Annotated in this window: 11 protein-coding genes; 8 read left to right on the plus strand and 3 right to left on the minus strand. The window is 64.2% G+C overall.

Annotation, left to right across the window (positions count from 1 at the left end):
• The first annotated feature begins 13 nt into the window (after positions 1–13).
• From pknB to AAK988_RS08685, 7 genes are all read left to right on the plus strand, one after another.
• The gene (gene pknB, locus AAK988_RS08655) at positions 14–1,981 is read left to right on the plus strand and encodes a Stk1 family PASTA domain-containing Ser/Thr kinase (RefSeq protein ID WP_160325146.1); all 1,968 of its coding nucleotides are present in this window, start codon (positions 14–16) and stop codon (positions 1,979–1,981) included.
• Between the two features lie 242 nt (positions 1,982–2,223).
• Positions 2,224–2,586 carry an FAD-binding protein gene (locus AAK988_RS08660; RefSeq protein WP_236650763.1) on the plus strand — a complete coding sequence of 121 codons (363 nt, stop codon included), beginning with the start codon at positions 2,224–2,226 and terminating at the stop codon, positions 2,584–2,586.
• Positions 2,587–2,750: 164 nt separating this feature from the next.
• Positions 2,751–3,623, plus strand: coding sequence for a mechanosensitive ion channel family protein (locus tag AAK988_RS08665; RefSeq protein ID WP_135970385.1), 873 nt, complete (start codon positions 2,751–2,753; stop codon positions 3,621–3,623).
• Between the two features lie 471 nt (positions 3,624–4,094).
• Positions 4,095–5,747: an ABC1 kinase family protein gene (locus tag AAK988_RS08670; RefSeq protein ID WP_369880621.1), complete on the plus strand. Its 1,653-nt coding sequence runs from the start codon at positions 4,095–4,097 to the stop codon at positions 5,745–5,747.
• A gap of 199 nt (positions 5,748–5,946) precedes the next feature.
• Positions 5,947–6,417: a universal stress protein gene (locus AAK988_RS08675; protein ID WP_369873534.1), complete on the plus strand. Its 471-nt coding sequence runs from the start codon at positions 5,947–5,949 to the stop codon at positions 6,415–6,417.
• A 307-nt stretch (positions 6,418–6,724) separates the two neighbouring features.
• A complete protein-coding gene (locus AAK988_RS08680) occupies positions 6,725–7,963 on the plus strand; it encodes a hypothetical protein (protein ID WP_369880622.1) in 1,239 nt (412 codons plus the stop codon).
• 135 nt (positions 7,964–8,098) lie between these two features.
• Entirely contained in the window at positions 8,099–8,782 is a 684-nt protein-coding gene (locus tag AAK988_RS08685; protein ID WP_369873536.1) for a PspA/IM30 family protein, read from the plus strand.
• Between the two features lie 109 nt (positions 8,783–8,891).
• Here AAK988_RS08685 and AAK988_RS08690 read toward each other — a convergent pair whose 3' ends face one another.
• Positions 8,892–9,779, minus strand: coding sequence for a LysR family transcriptional regulator (locus AAK988_RS08690; protein WP_369873537.1), 888 nt, complete (start codon positions 9,777–9,779; stop codon positions 8,892–8,894).
• Between the two features lie 294 nt (positions 9,780–10,073).
• Here AAK988_RS08690 and AAK988_RS08695 point away from each other — a divergent pair, with 294 nt between their 5' ends.
• Positions 10,074–11,822 carry an FAD-dependent oxidoreductase gene (locus tag AAK988_RS08695; RefSeq protein WP_369873538.1) on the plus strand — a complete coding sequence of 583 codons (1,749 nt, stop codon included), beginning with the start codon at positions 10,074–10,076 and terminating at the stop codon, positions 11,820–11,822.
• Positions 11,823–11,949: 127 nt separating this feature from the next.
• Here AAK988_RS08695 and AAK988_RS08700 read toward each other — a convergent pair whose 3' ends face one another.
• Both AAK988_RS08700 and AAK988_RS08705 read right to left on the minus strand, forming a co-directional pair.
• Positions 11,950–12,228, minus strand: coding sequence for a helix-turn-helix domain-containing protein (locus tag AAK988_RS08700; protein WP_369873569.1), 279 nt, complete (start codon positions 12,226–12,228; stop codon positions 11,950–11,952).
• Positions 12,191–13,756: a response regulator transcription factor gene (locus AAK988_RS08705; protein ID WP_369873539.1), complete on the minus strand. Its 1,566-nt coding sequence runs from the start codon at positions 13,754–13,756 to the stop codon at positions 12,191–12,193. Before AAK988_RS08705 ends, AAK988_RS08700 begins: the two co-directional genes overlap by 38 nt.
• Between the last annotated feature and the right edge of the window lie 102 nt (positions 13,757–13,858).

Genomic DNA, 13,858 nt, shown 5'->3' on the forward strand with positions numbered 1-13,858 from the left:
CGGACAGGGAACAATGACGGGCAAGGTTTTCAGTGGCCGTTATGAAATAAAGGATCGCATCGGCATCGGCGGCATGGCCGAGGTGTATCGGGCCCAGGACAGCACCCTCGGGCGCGTCGTGGCCGTGAAGGTGATGCTGCCGCAATTCGCTGCCGACCCCTCCTTCACCCAGCGGTTCCGCCAGGAGGCCGCCGCCGCGGCGAATCTCCAGAGCCCCTACATCGTGAACGTGTACGACTGGGGCCAGGACGACGGTACCTACTACATCGTCATGGAATTCGTGCGCGGGTCCGACCTGAAGACCGCCATCCAGCAGCGCGGCGCCATCAACCAGCGCAAGGCCGCTGAAATCGGCGGCCAGGTGTGCCAGGCCCTCACGGTGGCCCACAACCAGGACATCATCCATCGCGACATCAAGCCCCAGAACATCATGGTGCAGCCCGACGGCAATGTGAAGGTGATGGACTTCGGCATCGCGCGGGCGAAGAACTCCGTGAACGATAAGACCTCTGCGGTGCTGGGCACTGCCCACTACATCTCGCCGGAGCAGGCCCAGGGCAAGGACCTCACGGCTGCCAGCGATATTTACTCGCTCGGCATCGTGCTCTACGAGGCCGCTACGGGCAAGCTGCCCTTCGACGGCCCCGATGCCGTGTCGGTGGCCATGCAGCAGGTGAAGGACGAGCCCGTGCCGCCGTCAAGCATCAACCCGGACATCGATCCGGATCTCGAGGACATCATCATGGTGGCCCTCGCGAAAAATCCGGCTGAGCGCTTCGCCACGGCCAACGACATGCGCATGGCCCTGAACGACTACCTGGCCGGACGCCCCGTCACCCTGCCGGGCGGTGCTGGATTTACGAGCGCCCGCACCCAGATGATGGGGGCCGTGGGAGCCGTGAACACCCAGGCCGCCACCGCGGTCATCGGCGGCATCGACGGCACCCAGGCCATGCCCGGCATTGTGGGCGCCGGGGTGGGCGGCATGGTGTCGCCGAGCGCCACCGGCGGCTTCCCGCCCCAGAACTTCCATGCGGCCCCTCCGCAGAAGAAGAGCAAGAAGCCCGTTATCATTGCGCTCGTGGCCGTGCTGGCCGTGGCGCTCATCGCCGGCATTGCCTTCGCTCTGTCCATGGGCGGCGCGGCACCCACCGAGGAAGAGGTGGACGTGCCCAGCGTGGTGGGCCAGACCCAGGATGAGGCCGAATTCGCCCTGAAGGAGGCCGGGTTCACCGTGAAGGTAGAGCCGAAGGTGGACGAGGGCACCGAGGAGGGCACCGTGCTCTCCCAGGATCCGTCGGGCGGCAAGGCTGCCAAGGGCTCCGAGGTGAAGATCGTCGTGGCCGTGGGCCCCGAGGAGAAGGAAGTGCCCAGCTTGGCGGGACTGTCCGAGGACGAGGCCAAGGCAAAGGCCAAGGAGTACGGGTTCACGGCGGTGCTGCGGGAGAGCAGCTTCTCCGAGGATGTGCCCGAGGGCCAGGTCATGTCCCAGAGCCCCTCGGCCGGCAGCATGGAGAAGCCGGGCACCCAGATCGAGTACGTGCTGTCCAAGGGCAGCGAGTTGGTGAACGTGCCGAACGTCATCGGCCTGTCCGAGGAGGACGCCATCGCGAAGCTCCAGAGCGAGGGCTTCGGCGCCGACGTGAAGGCCCGCGAATACAGCGACACCAAGAAAGAGGGCACGGTCATGAAGCAGGACCCCCTCAACGACAAGGTGGCGCCGGGGTCCACGGTTTCCATCACCATCTCGAAGGGCCCCGAGCCCGCTCCCGAGCCGGAGCCCGACCCCGATAACAATGGGGGCAACAATAACGGGGGCAACAACGGCGGCAACAATAATGGGGACAATAACGGCAGCGGGGCGAACAACCCCGACCAGCCCGAGAACCCCGATGGCGGGAACAACCCCGACCAGGGCGGCGAGGGAGGCCAAGGCGGTTCGGGCAGCAACCCGGGCGGCACCACCCCCGCTGCGGAATAAAGCTACTATGCGATTGGGCGCCGCACTACGCGGCGCTCTTTTTGTGGTCGCAATGGCCGCAGGCACTCGGGGATAGGGTGCACCCCGCACACGAGGCCGCCCCGGTGGATGCCGGCCGCCCTCCAGAAGAGGCCGCCCTTCGGGGATGGCCCTCCTCTGGGGATGCCGGCCACCCCCGAAGGGCAGGGGCCTAGGCCCTTGCCGCTCTAGGCCCGGAACAGGCCGATGACGTCTTGCTTGGAATGGACGCCGAGCAGCAGGCACGCAAGGGTAACGGCCTCCGTGGCGGCATAGAACCCCACGGCGGCAAGGACACCGACTTCTCGAAGGTGCCCACGCGCCTGTTCCCCGTGGAGAACCCGCCGTTCTACGCGGTGCCCTTCGGTGATTCGGGCATGCTCGTGCTTATCGGCGGCATCGACTGCGATGCCCAGTGCCGCGCCCTGGACGCCGAGAAGAACCCGGTGCCGGGCCTGTTCGTGGCTGGCAACACCATGGGCGGCCGCTTCCTGGTGGACTACCCCGTGACCGTGGCCGGTGCAAGCCACTCCATGGCCATGTCCTTCGGCCGCCTGGCCGGCCGCGTGGCCGCTGTCGGGGAATAGGGGACGAAAGCGCCGCGGCTCTCGCTGGTGCCAAATGCGGTTGCGCTGCGGGCTGTGGCGGCTCGGGCGTATCTGCGGCGAAGGTTTGTCGCGCTTTCTGCAACGATACGGTGAAGACCGCAGGCCCCCTCTCGTGCGAGAGGGGGTCGTTTTATAATGAAGCCATGGAACAGCTCTTCGACATCTTCGAGAAATTCATCCACGCCGACTGGTTCAATTCCCTTATCGGTGCGGCCATCATTTTCGCCATCACCTTCGTGGTGTGCCGCATCACCGTGTACTTCGCCCGCCGGCTGCTGAATCGCACGTCGCTTCTGCCTTCCAGCTCCATCTTCATCAATGTCATCCGCGCTACGGTGTGGCTCATCGGCATTGGGTTCGTGCTCTCGCTGTGCTTCAACGTGAACGTGAACGGCATGATTACCGGCCTCGGTGTTGTGGGTATCGCTATCTCCCTGGGCTTTCAGGATACGCTCTCGAATCTCATCGGCGGTTTGCAGGTGAGCCTGTCGCGCTCGGTAGAACCGGGGGACAACATCCGCATGGGCTCGTCGGGCGTGACCGGTGTGGTGAAAGACGTGACCTGGCGCTACACCACGGTGGTGGACAGCTCGGGCAACCACACGAACATCCCCAATGCTGTGATGACCTCCACGGCGGTCACGCGCCTCGCGCCACTGAACAGCGTGTCCATTGCTCTGATCGTCACCACCAACAGCGAGCGGTTGACCGCCACGGCCCATCACATCGAGGATGCGGCCGAGAAGGCGGTGTCGCGGGTGAGCAAGATCAAGAAGGGCCCCTCGGTGAGCTTCAGCGCCATTACCGAGCATGGGTTCCAAGGAGCGCTGAGCTTCACCATTGCCGATGCCAGCAAGGCCGGCAATGCCACCGATGCGGCCATTCGCGCCATTGCGCCCTACGTGCACAATCACCTGGTTGAAGAGGAGATGGACAGTCTCTCCGCCCCGGCCGAGGCGAATGCGGGGCGGCCCGCGGCGGTTGAGAGGGAGCCTATCGAGATGCCGCAGGCATAGAAATGTCCCGCCCCCGCCAGAGGATGAACCCACCTCACAAGGTGGGTGCTCGCATCTGGGATCCTGGCTTTCGTGTCAACGGACACGAATCTCCATTCCACCAGCTTCTAAAGCTCCCTCAGTTCAATACGTCGGTCCATCGCAGTGTATGGCGGGAACAGGACTTGAGTTAAGTATACGCGAAGTTGTGCCGAGGGAAAGTCTTGACAAAATCCGTTACCAAGTTTTTCTTCAACGCGGCGAGGATGCGCGTGGCGCGGCCCTGAGTGGGGGATGATGAGACCGGTGCGGTCCGGCGGGGTCCTGAATATTGCGGTCGGTGCGACCGGTGTGACCGGATCATTTTCAGCTCAGCTGCTCGGACCCTGCTCGTCGCTCCCGCTCGGCGGCAACGACTCGGCACCAAGTCAATAGTTCACCAGCAAGGTCCACTTTCCGCACGATAGTATGAGCGGGCGGAAAGGAGGGCCTATGGCCACGTTCGAGGAATTTCTAAAGGTCGCTGAGATTTCCCTGAAGGACAAGACCTCCCACAAGCGCATGGACGAGATTATCCACATCATGCGCGAGTACCACGTGCTGCGCGGGCTTACTCCCGAGCGGGCCGTCGAGGTGCTCCAGGCCCTCGGGCCCACCTATGTGAAGATCGGCCAGCTGGCGTCGAACCGCTCCGATCTTTTGCCCAAGGCCTACTGCGATGCCTTCGAGCGGCTGCGCGACGACGCGAACCCCATGGCCTTCGACCAGGTGATCGAGCAGATCGACCGTGCCTACGGGAAGTCGTGGCACGAAGTGTTCGCCTCCATTGACCCGAAGCCCTTAGGGGCCGCCTCCATCGCCCAGGTGCACAGGGCCGCCCTCCTCGACGGCACTACGGTGGCCGTGAAGGTGCGCCGACCCGGCGTGGCCGAGTCCATGGCCGAGGACATCATGCTCATGAAGCACCTGCTGGCCTTGGGGGAGTTCGCCTCCAACGCCCACCGCGATATGCTGCTGTCGCTGGAGGGCTTCGTGGAGGAGATCGAGCGCACCACGGCCAACGAGGTGGATTTCACCCAGGAGCTGGGCAATCTTGTGCGCTTCCACGGCGAGCTGGCCAATGAGGAGGGGGTGACCTCGCCGGTGGCCTATCCGGCCTATTCCACCGAATCGGTGCTCGTCATGGAATTCGTGCAGGGCGTGGAAATCTCCGACACGGCGGCCCTGCGCAGCCGGGGCATCGATGTGGACGCCCTGGCCGGACGGGTGTGCCAGAGCTACGTGACCCAGGTGCTCGACAACGGGTTCTTCCACGCCGACCCGCACCCGGGCAACATTCTCGTGCGCGATGGTGAGGTGGTGTGGATCGACCTGGGCATGGTGGGCACGCTCACCGTTTCGGAGCGTATGCTCGTGGGCAAGGCGTTCACGGCCGTGGCCACCGGCAACGCCTATCTGCTGAAAGAAGCGGTCATGGGGCTCGTGCGGGTGACGGGGCCGGTGGATCACGGGGCTCTGCTCGCGTCGCTGTCGCGTCTTCTGGCCAAGTACAGCACCGCCGAGCTGAAGGAGATCAACGTGGGCACGGTGCTCACCGAGGTCATCGAAGTGCTGCGCGACCAGAATATGGTGATGACCTCGTCGGTAACCATGCTCGCCCGCGGCTTTGTGACCCTTGAGGGGGTTATCGCGCAGATTTCGCCGTCCACCTCGGTTATTGAGATCGTGTCCAAGCACGTCATTGCCCAGCAGGGCGATCCGAAGATGCTCGGCACGCGGGTGCTCGATCTGGTGGTGTCGAGCGCCGCCTCGGTGGAGGCTCTGGCAAAGCTGCCCACCCAGCTGTCGAACACGTTGGAAATGGTGGATCGCGGCCAGATCAAGGTGAACGGGTCCGTCGATGTGTCCTCCCGTATTCTGGCCACGGCCTACGCCTCGGTGGGGCGCTTGTCCCTGGCGCTGCTGTCGGCGGGGCTGTTCATCGGGTCCTCCATCGTGTGCACCACCGCCATGCAGCCGCGGTTTTTGGATGTGCCCCTGCTCGGCGTGCTCGGCTACCTGGGCGCCTTCGTGCTGGGAGGCTATACCGTGTTCCGCATCATGGTGTCGCGCCACCGCCTGCTCAACGACGAGGAACCGCGATAGAGGGTCGGGGGCCGTGCTGCCGGGCACGAGGGCGCAGGCCGCCGGCGCTGCGGTCCATAGGGCGGTGCGCGGTAACGCCGCGTCTACAGCTTTCCGGAGCCGCGGGCGGGGCGGCGGCGCGTGATAAAATGACCCTGCAACTTATTTATTGTGAGTTGGCGGGTTAGCATTCGCGCGACCCGGGGAATAGGAGGCCGTTATGTACAAGAAGATTCTCGTCCCCTACGACAAGTCCGAGCCGGCCCAGCACGCGCTGTCGGCGGCCCTCGATCTGGCTGCCGGGGTGCCCGACGCCCAGATCACCGTGCTCTCGGTGGTGGATTGGCACGACTTCAACGCTGAGACGTTCAAAATTGCCTCGCGCATGTCCGGCGTCATGGGCGACACCATGGACATGGACGTGATGGCCGAGGTGGAGAACGAGGCCATCAAGGCCGACACCGATGCCATCGCCGAGAACATCGCGCCTTTGGTGGGCGACGCCGAAGGCATTGCCATCGCCGTGGTGAACGGATCGCCCCACGACTCCATTACCGCCTATGCCGACGAGGGCGGCTATGACTGCATCGTCATGGGCCACCGCGGCCTGGGTGCCGTGCGCGCCGTGCTCGGCAGCGTGTGCTATTCGGTGCTGCACAAGACCAACGTGCCCGTGCTTATTGTGAAGTAGCCCGTTCCCGCCATTGTCGGCGGACGACGGCCGCTCTGGTGCTGCGGCGTGCCCCAAAAGTGCGATCTGCTCGTTCATAGCGCATGTTTGGGGCGGCAAACGCACCTCGGGGGCCTTCGGGAAGGTAAGGCCTGCCCCGAAAGTGCGATGCGCCCGGGCAGATCGGCGATTTGTGACGGGAAATCTGCGCGAGCGGGGCACAACGAGGGTAAAAGCGCCCCGATTCCTCGAAGCGCCTGGGCGCATCGTTCATTTGTGGCAGGTTCTGTCCGGGAAGCGGGTGGAACGCGAAACGTAAGGAAGCAGAATGGGTCGTTCAGGTGGCGGTGGCTTTTCCGGAGGCGGTGGCTTCGGAGGCGGGTTTGGAAGCGGCGGCGGTGGCTTTGGCGGCGGTTTCTCCGGCGGCTCCGGCCATGGCGGCCGCTCCGCTGGTGGTTCCGGGGGCTCCGGCTTCGGAGGTCCGGGATTCGGCGGGGGCTACCATGGGGGCGGTTACTACGGCGGTGGCTTCGGTGGCGGTAGCTTCTGGGGCGGCCTGCTCGGCGGCCTCATCGGCTCCAGCCGCAGCGGAGGCGGCGGCTCGATGCCTCCGCAGATGCCGCAGTCGAACGGCCCGCAGCAGCCGGGTCCCGGCGGCTCTGGAAACGGTGGCGGTCCGGGCGGCTCGCAGCCGGGCTCGGGAGGTCCGGGCGTGCCTCCGTCCGGATCGGGCGGCTCGAACTCGCCTCAGCGCAAGTCTCCCAACAGCGGCCTCGGCACCGTGTTCGTGGTTCTGGCGGCGGTGCTGCTCGTAGTGTTGCTGATGGTGGCCCTCGGCGGCGGCAGCTGCTCGGGTGCCGATATTCCCCGTTCCACGGTGGAGCGCACGGCCCTCGCGCCCGGCTCCGCGAACGAAACCGGCTACTTCACCGACGAGGACGGCGATTGGATTCACGATCCCGCCAAGCTGGAGCGCGGGCTGCGCCACTTCTACGAGGAGACGGGCGTGCAGCCCTATGTGTACATCCTGCCGAACGGGTCGGTGCGTTCCTATCAGGAGCTGCAATCCATTGCCGAGGAGAAGTACAGCGAGTTGTTCACCGATCAGGCCCACTTTGTGCTGGTGTTCTGCGACGACGGCAACGGGCGCTTCAACGCTGCGTATTGGGCCGGGGCGCAGACAGGATCTGTGCTCGACGACGAGGCCATCAACATCTTCAAGGGCTATCTGAGCCAGAACTACGACGACATGAGCCTGTCCGAGGAGGAGATATTCTCGAAGGCGTTTGCCGACACCGCCGACCGTATCATGGAGGTGACACCTTCGCCGCTGCCAATTATCGCGGTGTGCGGAGCGGTCATAATTGTCGCCGTCGTCGTGTTCGTTATCGTGCGCAACCGCCGCCTGGCCAAGCAGCGCGAGGCCGAGCGCATGGAGCAGATTCTGAACACGCCGCTGGAATCGTTTGCCGACGGCGAGCTTGAGGACTTGGAAAAGAAGTACACGGCCTCGGCTACGGGAGCCTCGGACGCACCGCCCGTACAACCTACGAGGCCCCCGCAGTAAGAAGGTCGGCCCCGGCCACGAAAGGCCTCCGGGGTCGCCGAAGGGAGCACCGCGCCCGCTGGCGCTTGCCGACAACGTCCCGCTTCCGCGCGGGGCAACCGAACCGGGCCGATTCGGCCAGATAGGAGATGCACCATGGGTATCCTCGATCGCTTCACCTCCATCGTGAAGGCGAACATCAACGAGCTGCTGGACAAAGCGGAAGACCCCGAGAAGATGGTCGACCAGTACCTGCGCGAGATGACCGAGTCCCTCGCCGAGGTGCGCGAGGCCACGGCCGGTGTCATGGCCGAGGAGCGCCGCTGCAAGAAGCTCGTGGACGAGAACCGCGCCGAGATGGAGAAGTACGAGGAGCTGGCCCGCAAGGCCCTGGCTGCCGGCAACGAGGCCGATGCCCGGGTGTTCCTGGCGAAGAAGCAGGAGCTGGCAGGGCGCAGCGAGGGGCTCGTCGTGGCCTTTGAGGGCGCCAAGGCCAATGCCGACAAAATGCGCCAGATGCACGACAAGCTGGTGGCCGATATCGAGGAGCTGAACGCGCGCAAGGCTGCCATCAAGGCCAAGGCCGCCGTGGCCAAGACCCAGTCCAAGGTGAACGAGATGACCTCCGCGAGCGATCGCGCCGAAGGTGCCCGCAGCGCCTTCGACCGCATGGAGGCCAAGGCTGACGAGATGCTCGATCGCGCCAACGCCGTGGCCGAGCTGTCCGAGAGGCCGGCCGACCCCACCGAGGACTTGGCCAAGAAGTACGCCGAGGCCGGCGCCACCGCCGCCGTGGACGACGACCTGGCCCGCCTCAAGAAGGAAATGGGCCTGGAATAGCGTAGTTTCCCCGCCGAGCCCGAGGGCCTCGATCCTTCGGGCTCGGCGGCTTTATGCCAGGCTCTCCGCGCGTATTCCTTGAATCCTGGCAACTCGACGGCGTAGCGGCCTACTGCTCGGCGAGGTATTCCCAAAAGGCCTGGGCGGCGGCGGAGAGGGGCTCGCCCTTGCGTTTGACGGCATAGGTGCCGAAGGGGACATCGGGGCGCAGGGTGACGGGTACAAGGGGGTAATCGGGAATGGGCTCGACGTTCTCGCTGGGTGGCAGGCCGAACATGAGCGCGTCGTTTTGTAGGGCAACGCCAGTAAGCAGATCGATGTTTGACGTGGTCATGAGCACATTTGGCGCAACGCCGAGCTCGGTGCAGGTTTCCATGAAATAGCGGTGCAGGTGGTCGCGCTTACCGAAGGTGACGAAGGGCTGGCCGTCCAGATCGCGGGCCTCAAGATGGTCGCGCCGGGCGAGGGGGTTGGCGAGGGGCACGTGCACGTAGGTGCCGGTTTCCACGATGAGGGCGTAATCGAAGTCGCCCAGGTACGCGGGGGCCGATCCCACGATGCCGATGTCGGATTCGCCGGATTTCACCATGGAAAGGGCCACATCGGTGGGGGAGCTCTCCACGGAAAGCAGCATGCCGGGATGGCTCTCGGCGAAGCAGTCGATGAGGTCCTTCGGAAGCGTGAGCGCCGCGCCGGGCACGAGCGACACCGATAGCTGGGGCACTCGCTCGCTCCGGCCGCCCTCGCCGAGGTAGCGACGCTCCAGGGCGCGATAGGCCTCTACCACTGGCCGAGCGTCGGCCATGAGGGCGCGGCCGGCTTCGGTGGCCTCCAGGGAACCGTCGCGGTTGGCCACGAGGGGCTCTCCCACTTCCTGTTCCAGGTTGTGCACGGCCTTGCTAAGGGCCTGACGGGTGATGAACAGCTCGTCGGCGGCCTTGGTATAGCTTCTCAGGCGCACGACGGCGATGAAGTACTCGAGTTGGCGAATGTCCACGGCTTCCCTCCCTGTCGGTCGTGGCGCCTGCCGGCGGTGGGCAGGCAGGCAGCTCCATTCTTACCGCAACTACGGCAGGGGAAGCAAGCAAAAATCAGTTGCGGTCGGGCAAGCGGAAGATGCTTTGCCAACGGGATAGCCGCCGTTAAGATCGACGGTGCCCGCACGGGCCCAACGCAAGGAGGCGCCGGGCGGAGCGGGCGCCCGCTATGGAGCGGGCGAGGGAAGGCCCGCACAGGATCCAAGCGCAGAAGAGCGCAGGGTCGGGCGGGCCGCGATTCAAGGAGGGATATCATGACCCAAAGTCAGTTTTCTCGTCGCGACTTTCTTAAGATCGGCGCCGTGGGCGCCGCTGGTGCCGCCGCAGCGGGCCTTGCCGGCTGTGCGCCCGCGGGCGACAAGGCCGCCGGTACCGCCGACACCGGTGCCGCTGCTGGCAGCGAAGGTGCCGTCAGCACCAACGATGTGGTGCTGAAGCTCGGTGACGAGCTGCCGAAGTGGTCGTTCATGGTGGCGCCCGATCCCATTCCCGAGGATCAGATTACCGAGGTGAAGGAGAACGATATCATCGTCGTGGGCGCCGGTATGTCGGGCCTGACCACAGCCGTTGCCGCCGCCGAGAAGGGCGGGAAGGTGACGCTGTTTTCCGCTTCTAGCGGTCCCATCAGCCGCGGCGGCTCCAACTACGCTCGCAACTCCAAGGTGATGGAGGAGTTGAAGGTGGAGCCCTTCAACCCGACGCCGTTCTACTACCATGAGATGCGCGCCGCCTCCTTCGCCGTTGACCAGCGCAAGTGGATGCGCGGCTACAATGAGTCCGAAGAGGCCATGAACTGGATGATCGACATCGCCAACGAAGCGGGGCTGCAGGTCATCCTCGAGCGTGACAATAATTTCGATCTGGGCCCCCACTACGCCCATGCATTCTCGACGCTGGGCGACTCGGCCATGGTGTCCACGGGCCAGCAAGGCGCCGTGGAGGCCCTTGAGAAGAAGGCCCTGGAATACGGCGTGGAGATTATCTACGACATGAAGGCCGAGCAGCTTATCCGCGAGGACGGTGGTCGTGTGACCGGCGTCGTGGCCAGCAAGATCAACGGATCGGGCGAGGGCTACGTGCAGTTCAACGGCAAGTACATCGTGCTGGCTACGGGCGACTACTCCACCGATAAGGAGATGCTCGCCTGCTACTGCCCCGAGGCGCTGCAGTACGTGGGCTACGAGCAGGGCGAGACCGACTACAACACGAGCTTCCAGATGGGCGGCATCTACGGCGGCGACGGTCAGAAGATGGGCCTGTGGATCGGCGCGGCCTGGCAGCACGCGCCGGCGGCTCCCATGTACCAGGGCGGCTGGGGCGGCGGCCATGAGCCCTGCGGCTTCCACTGGGGTCTGAACGTGAACACCCGCACCGAGCGCTACCAGCGCGAGGACGTGTCGGCTCCCTACACGGCCCACTATCTGCTGTCCCAGCCCGACAACATCGCCTACGGCATTTGGACGAAGAACTACCCGCAGACGATCATCGATCGCGGCCAGGAGTGGTTCCTGTTCGGCAGCGACTACACCCTGCCGCCGAAGACCGCCGAGGAAATGATCGCCATCTGGGACGCCGGTGTGGAAGAGGGCTCCTACTACAAGGCCGACACGCTGGACGATCTGGCCGGACAGCTCGATCTTGACGCTGCGAAGCTGAAGGAGGTCGTGGCCCGCTACAACGAGCTGTGCAAGAAGGGGGTCGACGAGGACTTCTACAAGGATCCCACCTACCTGGTGGAGATCGAGGAGACGGGCCCCTACTACGCCGCGAAGAACACCTGCACGTTCATGACCATCATGGGCGGTTTGCGCACGAGCGTGGACATGGAGGTGTGCGACGAGGACGACGAGCCCATCCCGGGTCTGTTCAACGTGGGCTGCATGGTGGGCGACATGTACGCCAATGAGTACAACTTCGCCATCCCCGGCAACAGCTACGGCATCAACTGCCTCACCTTCGGCTACACGCTCGGCCATCGCCTGGCCGCCGGCGACTTCGAATAAGCCGACTTCCCGCCGCCGGCGCGGCTCGCTTCTCGTGGGCTGGGCCGGCAGCCGGAGCGCTATCACGCTCCCAAGCGCGACCCCTCCCCTGAGCGCGGACGTCACCCCTCCCGGCGTCCGCGCTTTCTCATGCCCCCTCCTCTTGTCGTCCGAGACCATCCTCTACGAGGTCGATAAGCTCCTGCTGGGTGTGCACATCGAGCTTCATGTAGATGTGCTTGACGTGGGTCTTCACGGTGCTGTACGACAGGGTGGGCTGGTCGCTGATGGCTCGTCCGTTACGGCCGCGGGCAAGCAGGGCGCACAGTTCCACCTCGCGCTTGGTAAGACCATGCTGCGTGCCGCCGCTTTGCTGCGGGGTGGAGGGGCTAGCCAGCTCGAAGGGCCTCCTCCCTGGAAGTCGGATGTGGGCAACTCAAAGGGCTCTCCTCCCCTCCGTAGATCAGATCAAGGGCCTCTTGCGCAGATCTGACATGCAGCTTCTCGTAAATATGGGAGAGGTGCGTCTTCACGGTGCCCTCCGACAGCACAAGTTGCTTTTGGATGACCGGCCGGGAACGTCCTTGGGCGAGTAGGGTGAGAACTTGGGCTTCCCGCGCAGAGAGGCCATGCCGCTGTCCGACAAAGCAGCATCGCCGTTCGATGAGCTCCACCACTGAGGCTCCATTGCTTTCGATTGGGATCTCGGGCTCACCGTCGAGGGCGTACTCGTTAAGCTCCTGGGTGGAGGTGAAGCGGGGCAGGTCGCGTTCGTAGAGAAGTCGCGGATGGACGGCCACAATGAGGATGAGCAGATAAGAAACGAATACGAGGACAAACGATGGAGCCGCAGCACTTGCCTCCAGCAAGGCTATCCAAATGAGGGAGAGGACGCTATAGGGGGCGAGGGATACGCCGGCGAGGAAATAGGGGTTTCCTCCGGTCTCCCCAATTGCTCTGGAAAGAACGACCCAGAGCATGATATGGGAGAAAAACTCTATGGCACTCTGCACGATGTCGAAGGCATTGAGCCATGTGGGATCAAGGCTCGGTTGTAGAGAAGCAAGCGTGATGCTGGCGGCTATGACGAGGAAAGCCGGCTGGTATCGATAACTGAGCGGTCTCTCAATCAAAGGCAGAAGGAAGGTCGTCGTGAGTCCGACCAACAGGAGGCAGGCAAGGGCCGTCTGGCTGAGAGCGGCGGCGGTGTCAGTGGCGGCCAGCAGGGTGCGCAGGCTGCCCCAGTTGCCCACCGAGCTTGCTGCGCCCATAGCGACAATGGCGATGCCGGAGGAGGCTTGGAGCAGGTACGTATGGAGGCGTGCCTTGCGCGAGAAGGATGCACGGAGAGGGGCAGCTGCGGGGCTTGCATGTTTTTGGCGACGAGCGAGTAGCAGCGACCCGAACGCGGCGAGGGGACAGAGGAAGCATACGGCGATTTGTGCCGCTGCCGTAAGGAGGTGAGTGGTGATAACGCTGGCAAGCTGCTCCGCCACCTGCGATCCGATAATGAGCGTGACGACTCGCTGCGCCGATGCGGTCTGAGCGAGGGTGATGTAGAGCGTGGCAACAGTCCAAAGATAGCAGAACCCCAGGGTAAAGGAAGCGCCTCCGCCCAGCAGTAGGGGATTGAGCAGGGTCTGGTTGTATGCGAGGGCGTAGCAGAGAGTGCTGAAGCTCATGAGCAGGGGAAGGCACAGCTCGAAAGCGCGGCTCAGGCCCGAGATGAGTCTTGCGGCGACGAGGAAGAAGAGGGACGACGCAATAGCACCACCGTAGTAGGCGTACCTCATGAGCTCAAAGGAGGCATTGGTGTTTGAGGGCTCAAGGAACACGGCTCCGTAGCCGGAAAGATTCGTCCATATGCCCATGATAACTATGGCCCCTGCGAGGGAGAGCAACTCAAGGCGATCCCCTCCTAGCTTGCCTTGCCTTTTTGCTTGACGTGACAGCATCCGATCCCTCCTTCTCCTCGGCATGATGATTCGACCGCATCGGCGGTCGTTCATGCGCTTCGGATTATAAAAACCCTGGTGCTGTGTATCATCGTCCAACCT

This window comes from Adlercreutzia muris (assembly GCF_041223505.1).
GTDB lineage: Bacteria > Actinomycetota > Coriobacteriia > Coriobacteriales > Eggerthellaceae > Adlercreutzia > Adlercreutzia muris.